The sequence below is a fragment of the Oceanisphaera marina genome, from assembly GCF_014643915.1.
Classification (GTDB): Bacteria; Pseudomonadota; Gammaproteobacteria; order Enterobacterales; family Aeromonadaceae; genus Oceanimonas; species Oceanimonas marina.
Genome location: NZ_BMKE01000001.1, coordinates 153,518 through 171,158 on the forward strand (window position 1 = coordinate 153,518; position 17,641 = coordinate 171,158).

Annotated in this window: 19 protein-coding genes; 9 read left to right on the forward strand and 10 right to left on the reverse strand. The window is 54.1% G+C overall.

What is annotated here, in order from left to right:
- Nucleotides 1–53: 53 nt before the first annotated feature.
- A complete protein-coding gene (ahpF, locus tag IEW52_RS00820) occupies nucleotides 54–1,628 on the forward strand; it encodes an alkyl hydroperoxide reductase subunit F (protein WP_188628169.1) in 1,575 nt (524 codons plus the stop codon).
- A gap of 62 nt (nucleotides 1,629–1,690) precedes the next feature.
- Here ahpF and yejK read toward each other — a convergent pair whose 3' ends face one another.
- Entirely contained in the window at nucleotides 1,691–2,686 is a 996-nt protein-coding gene (gene yejK, locus IEW52_RS00825; protein ID WP_188628170.1) for a nucleoid-associated protein YejK, read from the reverse strand.
- A gap of 77 nt (nucleotides 2,687–2,763) precedes the next feature.
- On the opposite strand from yejK, the gene IEW52_RS00830 reads away from it, so the two are divergent.
- Nucleotides 2,764–2,991, forward strand: coding sequence for a YejL family protein (locus tag IEW52_RS00830; RefSeq protein ID WP_188628171.1), 228 nt, complete (start codon nucleotides 2,764–2,766; stop codon nucleotides 2,989–2,991).
- Between the two features lie 79 nt (nucleotides 2,992–3,070).
- Complete coding sequence (locus IEW52_RS00835) at nucleotides 3,071–4,927, forward strand: DUF3413 domain-containing protein (RefSeq protein ID WP_188628172.1); 1,857 nt, start codon at nucleotides 3,071–3,073, stop codon at nucleotides 4,925–4,927.
- Nucleotides 4,928–4,985: 58 nt separating this feature from the next.
- Here IEW52_RS00835 and IEW52_RS00840 read toward each other — a convergent pair whose 3' ends face one another.
- Nucleotides 4,986–5,429: an NlpC/P60 family protein gene (locus IEW52_RS00840; RefSeq protein ID WP_308424514.1), complete on the reverse strand. Its 444-nt coding sequence runs from the start codon at nucleotides 5,427–5,429 to the stop codon at nucleotides 4,986–4,988.
- 162 nt (nucleotides 5,430–5,591) lie between these two features.
- On the opposite strand from IEW52_RS00840, the gene IEW52_RS00845 reads away from it, so the two are divergent.
- Both IEW52_RS00845 and IEW52_RS00850 read left to right on the forward strand, forming a co-directional pair.
- Nucleotides 5,592–6,320 carry a 4'-phosphopantetheinyl transferase family protein gene (locus IEW52_RS00845; protein ID WP_188628174.1) on the forward strand — a complete coding sequence of 243 codons (729 nt, stop codon included), beginning with the start codon at nucleotides 5,592–5,594 and terminating at the stop codon, nucleotides 6,318–6,320.
- Nucleotides 6,321–6,358: 38 nt separating this feature from the next.
- On the forward strand, nucleotides 6,359–7,195 hold the full coding sequence (locus IEW52_RS00850) for a tetratricopeptide repeat protein (protein ID WP_188628175.1): 837 nt from the start codon (nucleotides 6,359–6,361) through the stop codon (nucleotides 7,193–7,195).
- A 100-nt stretch (nucleotides 7,196–7,295) separates the two neighbouring features.
- Here the strand turns inward: IEW52_RS00850 and IEW52_RS00855 are convergent, their stop codons facing one another.
- The 3 genes from IEW52_RS00855 to IEW52_RS00865 are packed head-to-tail and all read right to left on the reverse strand — an operon-like array spanning nucleotide 7,296 to nucleotide 9,978.
- Entirely contained in the window at nucleotides 7,296–8,633 is a 1,338-nt protein-coding gene (locus IEW52_RS00855) for a sodium-dependent transporter (RefSeq protein WP_188628176.1), read from the reverse strand.
- A gap of 40 nt (nucleotides 8,634–8,673) precedes the next feature.
- The gene (locus IEW52_RS00860) at nucleotides 8,674–9,744 is read right to left on the reverse strand and encodes an AI-2E family transporter (protein WP_188628177.1); all 1,071 of its coding nucleotides are present in this window, start codon (nucleotides 9,742–9,744) and stop codon (nucleotides 8,674–8,676) included.
- A 12-nt stretch (nucleotides 9,745–9,756) separates the two neighbouring features.
- Entirely contained in the window at nucleotides 9,757–9,978 is a 222-nt protein-coding gene (locus tag IEW52_RS00865) for a sulfurtransferase TusA family protein (RefSeq protein ID WP_188628178.1), read from the reverse strand.
- A gap of 118 nt (nucleotides 9,979–10,096) precedes the next feature.
- On the opposite strand from IEW52_RS00865, the gene bepA reads away from it, so the two are divergent.
- Nucleotides 10,097–11,542, forward strand: coding sequence for a beta-barrel assembly-enhancing protease (gene bepA / locus IEW52_RS00870; protein ID WP_188628179.1), 1,446 nt, complete (start codon nucleotides 10,097–10,099; stop codon nucleotides 11,540–11,542).
- Nucleotides 11,543–11,786: 244 nt separating this feature from the next.
- Here bepA and IEW52_RS00875 read toward each other — a convergent pair whose 3' ends face one another.
- The gene (locus IEW52_RS00875) at nucleotides 11,787–12,230 is read right to left on the reverse strand and encodes a TlpA disulfide reductase family protein (protein ID WP_229667726.1); all 444 of its coding nucleotides are present in this window, start codon (nucleotides 12,228–12,230) and stop codon (nucleotides 11,787–11,789) included.
- A gap of 122 nt (nucleotides 12,231–12,352) precedes the next feature.
- Between IEW52_RS00875 and arsC the strand changes: the two genes are divergently transcribed.
- Nucleotides 12,353–12,700, forward strand: coding sequence for an arsenate reductase (glutaredoxin) (gene arsC, locus IEW52_RS00880; protein ID WP_188628181.1), 348 nt, complete (start codon nucleotides 12,353–12,355; stop codon nucleotides 12,698–12,700).
- Nucleotides 12,700–13,083: a DUF2069 domain-containing protein gene (locus IEW52_RS00885; RefSeq protein WP_188628182.1), complete on the forward strand. Its 384-nt coding sequence runs from the start codon at nucleotides 12,700–12,702 to the stop codon at nucleotides 13,081–13,083. The genes arsC and IEW52_RS00885 overlap by 1 nt, the downstream gene beginning before the upstream one ends.
- 110 nt (nucleotides 13,084–13,193) lie before the next feature.
- Here IEW52_RS00885 and IEW52_RS00890 read toward each other — a convergent pair whose 3' ends face one another.
- From IEW52_RS00890 to IEW52_RS00905, 4 genes are read right to left on the reverse strand one after another with little or no spacing between them, the layout of a single operon-like run.
- Entirely contained in the window at nucleotides 13,194–13,883 is a 690-nt protein-coding gene (locus IEW52_RS00890) for an ABC transporter permease (RefSeq protein WP_188628183.1), read from the reverse strand.
- Nucleotides 13,884–13,886: 3 nt separating this feature from the next.
- Nucleotides 13,887–14,627, reverse strand: coding sequence for an ABC transporter permease (locus IEW52_RS00895; RefSeq protein WP_188628184.1), 741 nt, complete (start codon nucleotides 14,625–14,627; stop codon nucleotides 13,887–13,889).
- 52 nt (nucleotides 14,628–14,679) lie between these two features.
- A complete protein-coding gene (aotJ, locus tag IEW52_RS00900) occupies nucleotides 14,680–15,456 on the reverse strand; it encodes an L-arginine-binding protein AotJ (RefSeq protein ID WP_188628185.1) in 777 nt (258 codons plus the stop codon).
- A 59-nt stretch (nucleotides 15,457–15,515) separates the two neighbouring features.
- Entirely contained in the window at nucleotides 15,516–16,283 is a 768-nt protein-coding gene (locus IEW52_RS00905; RefSeq protein ID WP_188628186.1) for an ABC transporter ATP-binding protein, read from the reverse strand.
- Between the two features lie 393 nt (nucleotides 16,284–16,676).
- Between IEW52_RS00905 and IEW52_RS00910 the strand changes: the two genes are divergently transcribed.
- Nucleotides 16,677–17,582, forward strand: coding sequence for a LysO family transporter (locus IEW52_RS00910; RefSeq protein WP_188628187.1), 906 nt, complete (start codon nucleotides 16,677–16,679; stop codon nucleotides 17,580–17,582).
- Nucleotides 17,583–17,641 lie beyond the last annotated feature (59 nt).

Below are 17,641 nucleotides of genomic sequence, written 5' to 3' on the forward strand. Positions count from 1 at the left end.
GCTGACCTAGACCACCAGCCGGGTACTTCTCACCTTAAGCACAGGACACGACCATGTTAGATGCTAACCTCAAGAAACAACTGGACACCTATTTGCAGAACATCGTCTCTCCCATAGAGATCGGCGTGTCCTTGAATCACAATCCAGACAACACAGCAAAATCAACCGAATTAAAAGAGTTGGCGAATGAAATCAGCCAGCTTTCCAGCCAGATCACGCTTAAAGAAGCGGTGGCACAGCGTACGCCCAGCATGAGTATTGCATCCGCAGGCCAGGCGCCACGGATCAGCTTTGCCGGCATCCCGCTGGGTCATGAATTTACCTCTTTGGTGCTGGCCCTGCTGCAAACCGGTGGCCATCCCTCTAAAGCCAGCGCCGAACTGCAACAGCAGATCCGCGACCTTGAGGGCGAATATCACTTTGAAACCTATATTTCGCTGTCTTGCCAGAACTGCCCGGATGTGGTGCAGGCACTTAACCTGATGGCTACCCTTAACCCGAACATCACCCACGTGATGATTGACGGAGCCCTGTTTCAGGAAGAGGTGGATCGTCGCCAGATCATGGCGGTACCGGCGGTGTATTTGAACGGCGAACACTTTGGCCAGGGGCGGATGAGCCTGGAAGAAATCGTTACCAAACTGGATACCGGCGCCGCCAAACGCCAGGCCGCCAGCCTGAATGAACAAGCCCCCTACGATGTACTGGTGGTCGGTGGAGGACCAGCCGGAGCTGCCGCCGCCATTTATGCGGCACGCAAGGGTATTCGCACCGGCCTGCTCGCCGAGCGTTTTGGTGGCCAGGTGATGGACACGGTCGGCATCGAAAACTTTATTTCGGTGCCCTATACCGAAGGCCCCAAGCTGGCGGCCAGCCTGGAGCAGCACGTCAAGGAATATGGTGTTGATATCATTAGCGCACAACGCGCGGCCGGCATTCAGCAAAGCATGGACGATACGGCACAGCACAACTTGCTGGAGGTGCCGTTAGCCAGTGGCGCAACACTGAAAAGCCGTGCGGTTATTCTGGCCACCGGTGCCCGCTGGCGCGAGCTGAACGTACCGGGAGAAACCGAATATCGCAACAAGGGCGTGGCCTATTGCCCGCACTGTGACGGCCCCTTCTTCAAAGGTAAACGCGTGGCAGTGGTCGGCGGTGGTAACTCGGGTATTGAAGCCGCCATCGACCTGGCCGGTTTGGTGGAACATGTGACCGTACTCGAGTTTGCCGACACCTTGCGCGCCGATGAAGTGCTGCAGCGTAAAGCACGCTCGACGCCGAATATCGACATTATCAGTAACGCACAAACCACAGAGGTGGTCGGTGATGGCCAGAAAGTCAGTGGCATGCATTATATCGACCGTATCAGTGGCGAGCAGCGCCATCTGGACGTTGCCGGGATCTTCGTACAAATCGGTCTGGTGCCCAATACCGAGTTCTTGCAGGGCTCGGCGGTAGAGCTGACCCGCCATGGTGAAGTGATCATCGATGCCAAAGGCGCTACCTCACTCCCCGGCGTGTTTGCCGCCGGCGATGCCACCACAGTGCCCTACAAGCAAATCGTGATTGCCATGGGCGCCGGCGCCACCGCCGCGCTAAGCGCTTTTGATCATCTGATTCGCTCGTAAAACCGGGAATGGGGAATGGTGGAGAAACCTAATCTCTGTTCCCTATTCCCCAATCCCCGCGCTCAGCTGCCCTGCAGCTGGGATTTCAAGTTGGGTGGTACCCCCTTGATCACCAGGGTATCGGTGCTGGGATCGTACTGAATACGCTCGCCCAGCAGTTTTTGATCGAAGCTGATGGTCAGACCGCCGCCGGAGCCGACGTATTTGGTCAGGCCTTTCAGCGCGGAGCGGTCAACCGGAAATTTGTCTTCCAGTTGGTATTCTTCGCTGACAAACTGGTAAAAATCCAGATCGTCATCGGTCCCCAGCTCGGCAGACAATTCGCGCAACTCCAGCTCTTCGCCCTCTTTAAGCTGCTCGCGGCAGTACTTGTTGACCAGCGCCTTGCTTTCCTGTTTTTCCTCTTTGCTCAGCTGACGAGATTCACAAAACTCATCCACCGCCTTTAGCAGCCCCTGACTTTGCGCCTTGGGATCCATGCCTTCGACACAGGAAAGAAAATTCAGGAAAAAGTCGGACACCTTGCGCCCGGCCCGGCCTTTGATAAAGGAAAAGTAACGATGGGAGTCGGGGCGACTCTGCAATTCGGTCAAGTCCAGGCGCGCCGCCAACTGCATCTTGCCCAGATCCAGGTAACTGGCATGGCTGACTTCCAGTTTTTCGGTGACGGTTACGCTGTCTTTACTATCCAGCAGGGCAATCAACAGATAGTGAGCCCCCAGCCACTGATAGCGTACAAACAGCAGCACGCCCTGTTCACTCATGTCCAGTCGCTTCAGCTCGTCCAGCAGTCGTTGTGACGCCTGCTGGGTAAATGCGGTAAAGCTCAGGTTTTCGTCTTCTACCCGGCGTACCAGGTCGCGAAAGCCGGTGTCTTCTTCATTGAAGTAACCAAAAATCTTGCCGGCCTTGGTGTTGTAGATATGATGCAGCTCGCTCATCAGGTGTCCTACCGCGGGTCCGGTGGCCAACTCCTGATCTCGCGTGGCCAGCTGGGTCTGGCCCTGCTCATCGAGAAACAGAGAATGTACTATGATGTGTTCGATATCCAAGCTCATAACAGATTGCCGTAGAGTTGCCAGAAGGGGTGGGGTATTATAGCCGTCCTGTTATCAAGATACATGATTGAACGCCCATGCCTGTTATTTCCAAGTACGAAAAAGAGTTTGATAAATTACTGAGCGAGCTTGAAGCCGTGATGGACCAGCATATGGCGCCGGCCGATTTGCGCCTTATGGTGCTGGGCAACCTGGCGACCCATGTCATTAATCATCAAATTGCACCGGGACAGCGCCAGGTTATTGCCGACAAGTTTGCCAAAGTGCTGACGGCCTCGGTGGACACGCAAAAAGGGGCCCACTAAGCGCCTTTTTACCCATCAACATCCAGCCTGGCCTGTTGCCGGTATGGCTGTTAACCAAATAGTTGAATCATGCTGAACTATGCTCGAAACCGGTAATCTCTATCGCGACAATGTGTCCCGCCTCATCGGCTGGGGGCATTGGCTGGTATTTGCGAATGTGCTGCTCGCCATGGCGGTCTCGAGCCGTTATTTATTGATAACGGGCTGGCCCGATACTCTGCTGGGTGTCGGATACATGCTGGTCAGCTGGGTAGGTCATTTCGCCTTTCTTACCTTCTTCACCTATTTGCTTACCCTGTTTCCGCTGACGTTTTTATTTCCGAAGGTGCGGGCCGTGCAGCTGCTGGGGGCGGCCATTGCCACCGGCGCATTAACGCTGTTGCTGGTAGACACTCAGGTTTTCAGCCTGTTCAAGTTTCACCTCAACCCCACCGTATGGCGCTTGCTGCTGGACCAGGCTCAAACCGACGAAGCCTCGGGCTGGGGCTGGCTGTTTATCTGGGTTCCGCTGCTGTTCTTGTTTGAATTGTGGCTGGCGTCCTGGTTGTGGCGCTGGAGCCAGCGCCGTCGACGCTCTTTAACCCTGCCCCTGTCATTACCCTTGCTGGTGTGCTTTTTTCTGACTCATAGCGTGCATATCTGGGCCGATGCACTGGTGTATGCGCCCATTACCGAGCAAAAGGCCAACTTTCCGCTGTCTTATCCGATGACAGCCAAAAGCTTTTTAATCAAGCAGGGCTGGCTGGACGAAGATCAATACAAGCAGCTGTCGAAACAGGTTGCCGAGCAGCCCAAGCGTAAACTGAATTATCCGCTGCGTCCGTTAACGGTCACCGCTCCCGAACTGGCACCCAACATTCTGTTGGTGGTGGCCGATGGCCTGCGAGCCGATCAGCTCGATGCCATTACCATGCCCAACCTCAGCCGGTTTGCCCATCGCTACTTGCGCTTCAACAATCATTTAAGTGCCGGTAATCAAAGTGAATCGGCCTTGTTCAGCCTGTTTTACAGCCTGCCAAGCCGATATCAGCGCGACGCCGAGCAAGAAAATATGGCACCTGTGCTTATTGATGAATTACAGCGCCAGGATTATCGTTTTGGCTTGTTTGCCAGCGGCGGACTTGATAGGCCGCTGTACAAGAAGGCGATTTTTTCAAGCTTGCGTCATCGCGACTTTAGCAACGCCACCGGCGGCGCCAAGGGAGATCGTCAGGTGGTCGCCGAGTTTGACGCCTGGCGGGCCCAGCAGAATGAGCAACGCCCCTGGTTTTCGTTTGTCTACCTGGATGCACTGAATTCTCTGGACTTGCCCGATGACGTTGAAGGGCCTTTTCAGCCTTCGCTTGCACAATTGAACCCTGCCCAGTCTTACCAGAACGAGCAGCAACTGGCGTTGTTCAACCGTTATCGCAACTCGGTTTTTTATACCGACCGCCTGCTCGGCAATCTGTTGTCCTTCAATCGTCATGGCAATGTTCGAGAGACCATTATCATAGTGACTTCCGGCCACGGCATAGAGTTTAACGACAATGACAATAATATCTGGGGATTTGGCAATGCCTACTCACCGGCACAGCTTAAAGTACCGCTGGTGATCGGCTGGCCTGCTCAGTCGCAACCGGCGCAGTTCGATCATCCCACCAGCCAGCTGGATGTGGTCCCGACGCTGATGCGCCAGGCCCTGGGCGTGCAAAGTCCGGTGCGCAGCTACAGCACAGGGCAATCCCTGTTCAAGGCAGATGCCAATCGCTGGCGACTCGCCTCGGACAAGGATGAATATGCCATTTATCAACAGCAAGACATTACCCTGTTCAATCGCCGGGGCGACATGCAGCTGTTGGGGGCTGAGGATTACAGAACCAAGGCCAACGCCAGCCCCGAGCTATCATTATTGCTGCAGGTCATGAGCGACTTGAATCGCTTTCAGGGGGAATGATTAAAGCTGGGATTGGGGATTGGGGAGTCGAATCTCGGCTCCCCAATCCTGGTTATTACTATTCGTCCAGTAAACGGCGAGCTTGCCAGTAGCGGCTACGCCAATAGACATTGTCCAGTCGAGAAATCGTCACCCCCACGCTGGATGAGGCATGGGCAAACTTGCCATCGCCCACATACACGCCGTTGTGCTGCGTACGGCCGGTGCGGAAAAAGACCAGATCGCCGGGTTGTAGCTCGTTTTTGGTGATTTCTCGGCCCAGTTCAATCTGCTCGTAGGTGCTTCTGGGCAACGACATATCATACACTTCTTGATACAGGCTACGAGTGAAGGCCGAGCAGTCTATCCCTTCGGTATCAACGCCGCCAAAGCGATACGGCACACCTCGCCAACGTTGATAAGCCTGATGTAAGCTACGCACAACATTCTGCGCAGGCTGCTTCTTTATCGGACCAGTACTGATACTGTAAGTAAGGGAAGAAACCGGCTTTTTGCCAGCCAGTTTTTTTCCTGACTCGTGTTGGGGGCTGCTGCAACCAGCCATCAACAATAAGCTGCTAAGAATAATTACCTTTTTCATAAGATTACGGCAACCAGCTATTAGTGGGAATGACTATCAACTGCCAGATAGTAGAGCAGATCATGGGGAGTTTGCAAAAATAATATGAGTAAAAACAAGGTTATTTTTACTCGATTGCTGATTTGTGACAGCCAGCATATCGTTTTGCCCTCCGATGCAGCCGGTTTACTGTCGATAACGGAGCAGGAACGGCTGCAGCATATCCGCCACCCACAACAGGCCAAGCTGTTTTTACTGGGCCGATACCTGTTGCGCCAACTGCTTGGCGACACCTTGTCACTGCCGCCGCAATGTATCGCCATCAAGATAAATGCCCGAGGCAAACCGCAATTACTGCAACCCGACTGGCACTTCAATATCAGCCACAGTGGCAGCACACTGGCCCTGGCAATAAGTAATCAGGCACCTGTTGGCATAGACGTAGAAGGCCGTCAGTTATCCAGCACCCAAATCCATCGCTTGGCGCGCCGCTATTTCTCTGCCGCCGAGCAGGACTGGCTAAGCCGGCATAACAGTGCCGACGCCTTCTTGCGGCTCTGGACCATTAAAGAAGCGGTACTCAAAGCCCACGGCGGTGGTATTGCCAACAACTTGAGCGCCGTGTGCTGGCAGCCTGATAATAACGAGGCCCACTTCGACAGCGCCAGCTACCGCTTGCATCAATATCAGTATCAACACAGCCGGCTGACGCTGGCCATCAACAGCCCGTTGAACAGCAAGGTCGCCTGCCTCAGTCCGAGGGATTTACCTTTCGAACTTGAAATTACCGGCCCCCAGCCCAATCTAGATAAGCATGCTATGAATAATGCTTAACCACGCCATCAATTCATCCCCTGAGCGAGACTCCTTTTATGATCGTTGACATTAATGTGCAGAACTTTCAGCAGGCACTGATTGAAACATCCATGAGCAAAACCGTGGTGATTTACTTCCATGCGCAAGCGGTGCCTGAATGCCAGGTAATGGCGCCGATTTTAGAACGTTTGATTGGTGCTGAAAATCAGCATATTGATTTAGCCCGGGTCAATGTAGAAGATCCTCAGCTCCAAAGTCTGGCCTCGCAACTGGGCCTGCGTGCCCTGCCCGCCATGGTGGCCTTTAAAGACGGTCAACCGGTGGATGTGCTGGAAGGCCCACAAGATGAGGCCGCCATTAGCCAGTTTTTACAGCCTTATCAGCCCAACGAAGCCGAGCTGATGCTGGAACAGGCCAAGCAGATGCTGGGTATGGACCCTCAGGCGGCCTATGGTCTGCTGCAACAGGCTCGCGCATTGGAAGACAGTGCCGCCATACGGCTTTATCTGGCCGAAGCGGCTCTGGCGCTGAACAAGCTGGAAGAAACCAAGCAGCTGTTGGCCACCATCGGCATGGCGGATCAAGACAGCCAGTACCAGCATATTCTGGCGCGCCTGGAGCTGGCTGAAGAAGCCGCCGATAGCCCGGAATTACGTGAACTGGAGCAAAAACTGGCCGCCGACCCCGAGTCTTTGCTATTGAAAGAAGAATTGGCGGTACAGTTATTTCAAGCCGGCCGCCAGGAAGAAGCACTGCAGCTACTGATAGAGGTATTGCAGAAAGATCTGGCCTTTGGTGAAGCAAGAAAGCACTTTCTGGATATGCTGACCACCATGGGCGCCGACCCGGTCGCCTCGCGCTTTCGTCGCAAACTGTACAGCATGCTGTATTAAAAAAGCGGTAAGCCATCAGCTTTAAGCTGTCAGCCAAAGAAAAGCCCCGAACCTGCAGGTTCGGGGCTTTTTATTTAGCTGGGTGCTCGACGCTGATAACTCACCAACTGCTGGTGATCACCAGAATAACCAGCAGCGGGCAGACAATGCGCACGTACCAGGGCCAGATCCGCCAGAAGAGACTGGTCGCCAGCTCGGGCGAGCCCTGCACCAGCTCTTCAAACAGCTTGGCCCGGCCCCACATCCAGCCCCCCAGCAGTACAAACCCCAGACCAACCAAGGGTTGTATTTGCTGGGTCGACAGGCGAATGACGAAGCCAAACAGGCTGCCAAAGTTCAGACAGATAATCACGCTCACCAGCGCCAGCACACCGCCCAGCAGCCAGGTCATCAAGGGTCGTGGCATCTTGAAGCGCTCGGTACTGTAGGACACAGGTACTTCCAGCATCGAAATGGACGACGTCAGTGCTGCTATGCCCATCAACACGAAGAACACCAGTGCCATCACCAGGCCGACGGGGCCCATGGTATCGAACAAGGCCGGTAACACCACAAACACCAGAGTATCCGAGCTGAGCAGACTACCGTCTTCGCCATAAATGGTGACGCCGTTTTTCATGGCCACAAACATGGCCGGCAGAATAACCAACCCGGCCAGAAAGGCGACCCCGGTATCCAGCAGCGTGATTTGCAGGGCGGTGCGCGGAATATTCTCTTGCTTGTTCAGATAAGAGCCATACATCAGCATGGAGCAGCCGCCGATGGTCAGCGAGAAAAACGCCTGCCCCATGGCACTGATCAGCAACCCAGGTTCGAATACCTTGCTGAAGTCGGGCACCAGATAATGCTTGAGCCCGACAAAGGCGCCGTCCTGGGTCAGAATATAGAAGAACAACAACAGAAACAGCACAAACAGCGCCGGCATCAGCCTTGCCGACCAACGCTCTATCCCCTTGCGCACCCCCGCCTGCACCACCAGAATGGTCAGCAGGTAAAACACCAGCGTCCACACTATGTTGCGAGCCAGACCAAAGTCCTGCAACCAGGCCGTGGCCTGATCCCATCCCAGTATGCGGGTAATGGCCGCCGCCAGAAAGGCCAGTAGCCAGCCGGCCACTATGGCATAAAAAGACAGCACCAGACTGGGCACCAGCATGCCGGCATAGCCCACCAGCGACGCCATGAATTTTTGCAGCGGATGGCGGCCCAGTTTGCGCACCGAATCCACCGGGTTGGCCTGGCCAAACCGACCGATAGCCACTTCCATCACCAGCATGGGAAAGCCCAGCAGCATCACCAATACCAGATAGGCGAGCAGAAAGGCCCCGCCACCGTTACTGGCCGCTTGAGTAGGAAAACCCCAGATATTGCCCAGCCCCACGGCAGCACCGGCGGCTGCCATAATAAACCCGAAGCGCGAGCCGAAATGTTCTCTCACTGTAGCGTCCTTCTTTTTTGTATTGATTGTATGTTACTGCTTACTCTGTTTTAGCCAGTGAGTCGTCATCGCCAGGCCAGGCGTTCACCACCGCCTTGACCAGGGTGGCGAGCGGAATGGCAAAAAAGACTCCCCAGAATCCCCATAACCCGCCAAACACCAGCACCGCCATGATAATGGCGATGGGATGCAGGTTGACCGCCTCCGAAAACAGGATGGGGACCAGTACGTTGCCATCCAGCGCCTGAATAATGCCGTACACCACCATCAGGTAGAAAAACGGCGGCGCAAACCCCCATTGAAACAGCCCCACCATGGCCACCGGCACCGTGGCTGCCGCCGCCCCGATATAGGGGATAAGTACCGAGAACCCCACCAGCACCGACAGCAGCAGGGGATAGCGCAAGTCCAGCAGCATAAAAGAGAGGTAACTCACGCCGCCCACGATCAGGATTTCAATCACCTTGCCGCGCACATAGTTGGCAATTTGCACGTTCATTTCTCGCCATACCCGAGAGACCAGCTCGCGATTGCGCGGTAAAAAGCGACTGCTGCTGTTCAGCAACTGGCGTTTGTCCTTCAACATAAAGAACACCAGCACCGACACCAATATCAGATACACCAGCAACACGGCCGCATTGGTCAAGGAGCTTAGCGAAACGCTGAGAATCGCATCTGCCGACCCCAGTAAACGACTGCGCAGATCATCGAGCACACTTTGTATCAGAGTGACGTTGACCAGCTCGGGATATTCCTCGGGCAGCGTTAACAGCAATTCCTGGCTGCGACTGATCATGGCGGGTATTTCTCGGGCCAGATTGGCCATTTGCGACAAAAAGGTCGGCACTATGCTGATCAGAGACAATATCACCAGAATGGCAAACAGCAGCTGTACCACCGCCGCCGACAGTACCCGGCCCAGGCCCAGCCGCTCCAGGCGGCTGACCGGCCAGTCCAGCAAATAGGCAATCACCACGGCGGCAAAAAACGGTGCCAGTATGTGGCCAAGAAAATACACCACCACAAAGCCGAACAGCAGGCTTAAAAACAGTGCAACGGCACCGGGGTCGGTAAACCGCTGCCGATACCAGTGCTTGATAACATCCAGCATGCAAATAGTTCCTTATGGTGCCTTGGTAATAATGAGTGTCAGCATATTGGTCTCTTCGCTAACCCGGGTTACCGAGTGACCCATGCGCAACAGATAAGCGGGAATGTCTTGTCGAGACCCCGCATCGGCAATCAATAACTGTAATTGCTGCCCGCCCTGCGCCGCTTTGAGCCACAGCTTGACCTTGAGCAACGGCAAGGGACAGCGCCAGGCGCTTGCATCCAGTGTTTGCACTGCACCTCCGCAAAAATGAAAAGCATTATCCCTTTGTTATGGCCACCAAACAATGCTTGTTACCCCTAATAGGGGCAGGTATTCTGCTACAAGCGCACCATAAGACAAGGTAATTAAAATGGAGTTGAATGCCACCAAGTTGGCACTGGTGTTTTCTTTGCTGATGACGACACCCTTTGTTGAGGCCGCAAACGGTCTGCCCGATATCGGCACCGCCGGTGTTACCGCCATGTCGGTAGAGCGAGAAGCCCGCTTTGGTCAGGCATTTGTCCGCTTCGCCCGCGCCAACCAGCCGGTAATAGATGATCCCGTGCTCAACGAGTATGTCACCGACCTGGGCCTGAAATTACTGTCTCAAGCCGACTCGGTGCGCTTTCCGTTTCAATTTTTGTTAATCAACGACGACAGCATTAATGCCAGCGCCTTTCTGGGGGGCGTGGTGCAGCTGCATACCGGGCTATTTTTATATGCAGACAATGAAAGCGAGCTGGCCTCGGTCATTGCCCACGAAATCACCCACGTGACTCAACGCCATATTGCCCGCTATCTGGAATCGCAATCGCGCAGTACCCCGCTGACCATAGCCGGTCTGGTGGGATCGGTGGCACTGGCCGTGGTGAATCCGCAAGCGGGCATGGCGGCCTTGCAAACCACCCTGGGCCTGAAAATGCAGTCGGCCATCAATTACACCCGGGATAACGAGTTTGAAGCAGACCGTATTGGTTTGCGTCTGCTGCATAATGCCGGGTTTGATCCCGAGTCCATGGCCGGTTTCTTCCAAAAGCTGGCCGATAAATATCAATTTGCCAGCACGCCGCCCCCCATGCTGCTGACCCACCCCTTGCCCAGCAGCCGCATTGCCGAGGCCCGCAGCCGGGCCCAGGATTATCCCAAACAACGTTATCCCGACAGCCTGGATTTTCAGCTGGCCAAGGCCAGAGTCATGGTGCGCTTTCAGCAACGCAGCGCCACCGAGCTGCAAGGCTTTTTTGCACAGCAAGCGACGCAAAGCAGTGGCTGGCAAGCCGATGCGGCCCATTATGGTCAGGCCCTTGCGCTATTGAAAACCAATAACTATAAACAGGCTCGCCCATTACTGGACAGTTTGGCCCGCAAGCATGCCAATAATATCTTTATTCTGGATGCTCTGACCGATCTCGATAATGCACAAGACAGATTTGATGCCGCTATCGCTCGTTTGCAGGCGGCCCAACAACACAGACCCGATAATCAGGTGGTGATGATCAACCTGGCCGACAGCCTGTTGCAGGCCGGTCGCCATCAGCAAGCGGCCACCCTGCTCGATAATTACCTGCGTCGTCATCCGGAAAACCTGCTGGCCTGGGATCTGATCGCCCAGGCTTATCGACCGCTCAGTGATGAATCGGCCTTTCGTCAGGCTCAAGCCGAGGTTGCCGCCCTGAAAGGCCGTTACGACCTGGCGGTTGACCAGATGGAAATTGCCGCCAATCTGTCAAAAGACAGCATGCAGCGTGCTCGCCTCGGCGCCCGCCTTGAGCAGCTGCGCCAACAGCAAAAAGAATGGGAAGCATTGAGGAACTAGCGAACACAAAACGGTAGGCGGTAAGAAAAACACAAAAAATCTAACTACGAGATCCTGATGGCCATCAGGATCTCGGCGATGCAACAAAGTACACCACCCTACGCCGTCTTGCCGGGCTCTCCCCAGTATCTCGCTCTTGGTATTAAAAATACCACAGCCAACACATCATCATAGAAGGGTTGAATTTATTCGGCCCAACGAAATCACCGAACAATGAGTCCGATGATTACTGACCGCTGATGGCTTAAGGCTGCTGGCTGGTTTTATCCCAATATGCGGTTTGCCAGCGGGTGACGTCTTGCGGTTTAAGCTCTCCCTGATGGCTGTCTACCAGCTTACCGTCGGGATCCAGTACCATGGTGGTTGGCAAGGCGTTAGGGGTATCGAAGGGCCAATCACCTTCAAGCTTCATCACGACAGGCATTGTCATTTCATAACGCGCAGCCAGGCTTTGCAACTCGGTTTCAGACAGCTGGTCAAAGCTGACTGCGAGCACGGCGGGCCCATCACTTTGCTGCAGCTCATTCAGTAGTGGTATTTCTCGCAGGCAAGGAGCACACCACTCGGCAAAGTAGTTGACCACCAGCCACTGACCTCGATAATCGCTTAATTGCTGTTGCTGCCCGTCTGCCAGCGTCAGGCTGGCCTTGTCGCCGCAACCGGTCAGGGGCAATAGCAGCGCACTCATTATCAAAAACCCACGTCCAAGCTTTCTCATATGCTGTACCCTCAGCCTTCACTTTTATACAATCACCTGCGCTATCATCTGCCGTTGGTGCCATACCGGCCATATCGCCACAGGAGTTTAGAATGAGCCTATCTATCTATCATAATCCCCGCTGTTCCAAAAGCCGAGAGACGCTTGCGTTGCTCGAAGAGAAAGGGCTCACCCCGGAGATTATAAAATATCTCGACACCCCACCCGATGCGGCCCGGCTAAACACCTTGCTGACTCTGCTGGGCATGAGCTCAGCCCGCCAGCTGATGCGCACCAAAGAAGCCATATATAAAGAGCTGGGCCTGGACGAAGTACAAGACGAGCAGGTGCTGATTGCCGCCATGGTAGAAAATCCCAAACTGATTGAACGCCCAATTGTGGTTAACGGCAATCAGGCCGCGCTGGGTCGCCCGCCCGAGCAAGTGCTGGATATCTTGTAATGACGACACAATTGGCACGCATGCTGGCTCTGACCGGCTATTTCGGGTTGATGCTGTGGGTTATTTTATGGCATGGGTTTATCTCGCCCTCCCCCCACCTTAGCGTCACCTTTATGCTGATCCTGTGGCTACCCTGGTTGCTGATCCCCATCAAGGGCATGCTCAAGGGTAACCCTTATACCCACGCCTGGGCGGTTTATATGCTGATGCCCTACTTTTTGCATGCGGGCGTTCTGCTCTGGGTAGACGAAGGCGAGCGCTGGTTGGCCGCAGTCGAGCTACTGCTGGCCAGCACCATGTTTATCGGCAACATGTATTACGCCAAGCTGCGCGGCCGCGAGCTGGGCCTGAGTATTCGCAAGAAGAAAAAAGCTGAACACTAAGCGTTAAACGCTATACGTTACACGCCGTACGAAAATCAAAAACCAAGCCTGTAGAGGCTTGGTTTTTTTATTTAACTTACCGCGTATGGCGTAACGCTTACAGCGGCTCTTTAAGCTCTGGCTTGCAGGTGTCGGGACCAGCGATTTTCCAGGCGCCGAAAGCCCCAGACCAGCAAGAAGGTCAGACACATATACAGGAAGCCGGCGGCCAAAAACGCCTCAAAGGGCGAATAATACCGGGAGTTGACGATACGGGCGGCACCGGTTAAATCCACTATGGTAATCACCCCCGCAACTGCAGAGCCGTGCAGCATGAAGATCACCTCGTTGCTGTAGGCGGGCAAGGCACGGCGAAAAGAGTTGGGGAGAATAATACGCCGCAGCGTCGTTAATCGGCTCATGCCATAGGCATAGGCGGCTTCGACCTGCCCTTCGGGCATGGCATTGATGGCACCGCGAATAATTTCGGCGGTGTAGGCACTGGTATTCAGGGTAAAGGCCAGAATGGCACAAAACCACGCCTGACTGAATAACTCCCAGGCGGCAGACTCGCGCAGCCAGTTCCACTGTCCGGCACCATAGTAGATAAGAAACAGCTGTATCAGTAACGGCGTACCACGAAAGAAGTAGATGTAGGCCCAGGCCGGCCCCTTGAGCAACCAGTTACTGCTGTTGCGGAAAATGCCCAGTGGCACGGCAATCAGCAAGCCGATGAACAGCGAAACGGCAACCAGCCACAGCGTGGTGTAAAAACCCTGCCAATACACAGTCCATTCATTTGCGATTATTGTAAAGTCCATAGCTTATCTCGCCGCAATTGCGTAATGACGCTCGGCCCACTTCAAAAGAGAGGTCGAAATGGTGGTAAACAGTAAGAAGATAATCGCTACCGCCATGTAGAACGTAAAGGGTAACTGGGTGGCACCGGCAGCCAGTGAGGCCTTACGTACCATATCGTCCAGCCCGATGATCGACACCAGGGCGGTGGTTTTAAGCAGTACCAGCCAGTTGTTACCCAGGCCCGGCAGCGCATGGCGCATCATTTGCGGAAACAGAATGCGGCGCAACACCTGCATGTTGCTCATGCCATAGGCTCTAGCCGCCTCCAGCTCTCCCTTGTCGACGGCCAGAATCGCACCACGAAAGGTTTCGGTCATATAGGCACCAAAGATAAACCCTATGGTGATAATGCCGGCAATAAAGGGACTGATTTCTATGTAGTCGGGCACATAACTCACCCACTCGTGATCGGGATTGCCGGCACCCAGCCAGTCATTGAGTTTTTCATTGAGGGAATAAAGCGAGTTATTCAGCAATACCTGGCCGCCAAAGAAGATCAGCATCATCAGCACCAGGTCGGGAATGCCGCGGATCACTGTGGTATAGCCGGTGGCCAACCAGCGAACCGGTTTGAATGAGGAAAGTTTGGCAAGTGCGCCCAGCAAGCCCAGCGTGACCGCCAGCAACAGCGAAAACAGCGCCACTTGTATGGTCAGCCCGGCGCCTTCGAGCAACGAGCTTTCGTATCCTTGCAGATCCAGCATAACGACTTCCTATCTTGTCGGCTCCTGATACAAGCGAGCCGACTTATGCAGATTAACCGCCGTAAACGTCGTATTCAAAATACTTGCTGTTCACCGCCTCATACTTGCCGTTGTCACGCAGGGCTTCGATGGCCTTGTTCAACTTGTTTTTCAAGTCCTGATCCTGCTTGCGCACCGCAATGCCAAAGCCTTCGCCAAACCATTTTTCATCGGTCACCGAAGGTCCCACGAATTCAAACTGGTCACCGCCGTCCTTATTCAGCAAGCCTTCTTCAATGGCGGTGGCATCCAGAAAGACATAATCAACCCGGCCCGACTTAAGATCCAGATAGGCCTCATCGGCAGTGCCGTAGCGGACCAGATTCACATCTTTGCCAAAGTTGTCGGTCAGATACTTGTCATGCGTAGTGGCGATTTGCACGCCCACACGCTTGCCCTTGAGCCCGGCTTCACTTAAATCAAGCTCGGTGCCTTTCTTGGCCACGAACTTGTTGGGTACCAGGGCATATTTACCGGTGAAATCCACGGTGCGTTTGCGCTCTTCGGTAATCGACATGGCAGCGATAATGGCGTCGTATTTACGCGCCAGCAGGGCGGGTATAATGCCATCCCAGTCTTGTGCAACCAGTTGGCATTTTACTTCCATCTGCTCGCACAGCGCATTGGCCATATCAACGTCGAAGCCTTGCAGCTCGCCGCTCTCATCGGTCCAGGAAAAGGGAGGATAGGCTCCCTCTATGCCAAATCGTACTGTTTTCCATTCCTTTGCCTGCACGGCTCCAGCCGTCAGGGCCGCCATGATAGCGCCAGCAACCAACAGTTTTTTCATCAACTTACTCCTTGTATTACGCCGGGTGTATATCCGTTTATCGCCATTCATCGGCAGATTTAATAAACCGACGAGATAAATTGTTTGAATCGTTCCGAGCTCGGGTTGGCAAATACCTGTTTGGGATCCCCCTGCTCTTCAACCACGCCCTGATGCAGAAACATCAGCTTGTTGGACACTTCTTTGGCAAAGCTCATTTCGTGGGTTACCACCAGCATGGTGCGGCCTTCTTCGGCCAGGCTGCGCATAACACCCAGCACTTCCCCCACCAGCTCGGGGTCCAGCGCCGAGGTCGGCTCATCAAACAGCATGACTTCCGGATCGACCGCCAGTGCCCGGGCGATGGCGGCGCGTTGCTGCTGCCCGCCCGACAAATGATTGGGGTAATATTCCCGCCGTTCGTACAGCCCCACTTTGTGCAGCAGCGCTTCGGCTTTTTCAATCGCCTCTCTTTTCGGCACTTTCAATACGTGTATCGGCACTTCGATGATGTTTTCTAATATAGTCATGTGGGACCATAAATTGAAACTCTGAAACACCATGGCCAGCCGGGAGCGAATGCGTTCAACCTGGCGCATGCTCACCGGCTCACGTTCGCCGCCCTTGGTGGTACGCATTTCGATAAGTTCGCCATGCAGGCGCACGTCACCGGCGGAGGGCGTTTCCAGCAGATTGATACAACGCAGAAAGGTAGACTTACCGGATCCGGAAGAGCCGATAATGGAAATGACATCGCCATTCAAGGCCGTTAAATCGATGCCTTTTAATACTTCGAGAGAGCCGTAGTGTTTATGCAGGCCCGACACTTCCAGGGCAGCTTTACTCATCCATTAGATCCTTGTTCCACAGTCGACAAGACGACATAGTGTTCTTTACGGTTAACAGCTTGTTAACCTCCTCGAAAACTACCATCAGTTTATCGTAATAACAACATAATCACCTGTACAAACTGCAATTAGATGGTTTTTCGTACAACACAACCATGCATTCACAGTATAATATTATGCACAAATAGCGAATAATTTCTCACTTGATTACTGAGTATCTTGAATGTCATACCTTTGCTGGCCAAGAGCAGACCTGACATTATGGTAAAGCTGACGGCTCGATAGCGCATATTTTTCGGCTTTTGTTTCTAAATAAGCTCACGTATCCTGTTTGTTAATGGAATATGGCGGTTAATAAACCAGCCTCTGCGACCAATTTGGAAGATAAACCTTATGTACTCCGGCTTACTTATCGTTTTATTACCCCTGGCGTTGGGTTATTGCATTCCCTGTCGCTCGCAGTCGATTTTGCATTTATTGAATGTGTCGGTGGCACGCATGGTGTATCTGATCCTGTTTTTGATGGGGATCAGCCTGGCCTTTGTTGATAACCTGGTGGCTCACCTCGGCACTATCTTTACCGTCAGCCTCGTCTTTCTGGCTTGTATCACCGTCGCTAATCTGGCCTGTCTCTGGTTGCTGGATGTGCGACGGGGCCGGCTAAGCGGTGAGCGTGGCGCGCCAGCCATCAGCAAATGGGCGCTGTTGCTCGATTCGGTCTGGCTGTGTCTGGTTATTCTTGCCGGGGTGGCCTTGGGTTACTTTCTGGATCCCGAGTGGTTTGCGGTCGATACCTTGAGCGAATGGGCCCTGATGCTGCTGTTGCTGTTAATCGGCGTGCAGCTGCGTAACTCCGGCATGCGACTGAAACAGATATTGCTGAACCCCTGGGGGCTGGCCATTGCCCTGGTGGTATTGGTCAGTTCCTGGGGTGGTGGCCTGGCCGGCGCCTGGATACTGGACATGCCGCTCAGCCACGGACTGGCTTTCTCTTCGGGTTATGGCTGGTATTCGCTGTCGGGCATTCTGATCAGTGACCAACTGGGTCCGGTACTGGGCAGTGCTGCCTTCATCAACGATCTGGCTCGAGAGCTGGTCGCCATCATGATGATTCCGGCACTGATGCGCCGCCATCCCTCCTGTGCCGTAGGCTACGGCGGAGCCACCGCCATGGACTTTACCCTGCCGGTGTTGCAACGCTCGGGCGGCGTGGCCGTGGTTCCGGTGGCCATTGTATCCGGCTTTATCCTCAGTCTGGCCGCGCCAGTATTGATGCTCGGGTTTCTCTCGCTGGGATAAAACAGCCGGTTTTACGTACAATTCACCTTTATTCCTTGCACCTGAGCGCTCAATCAGTA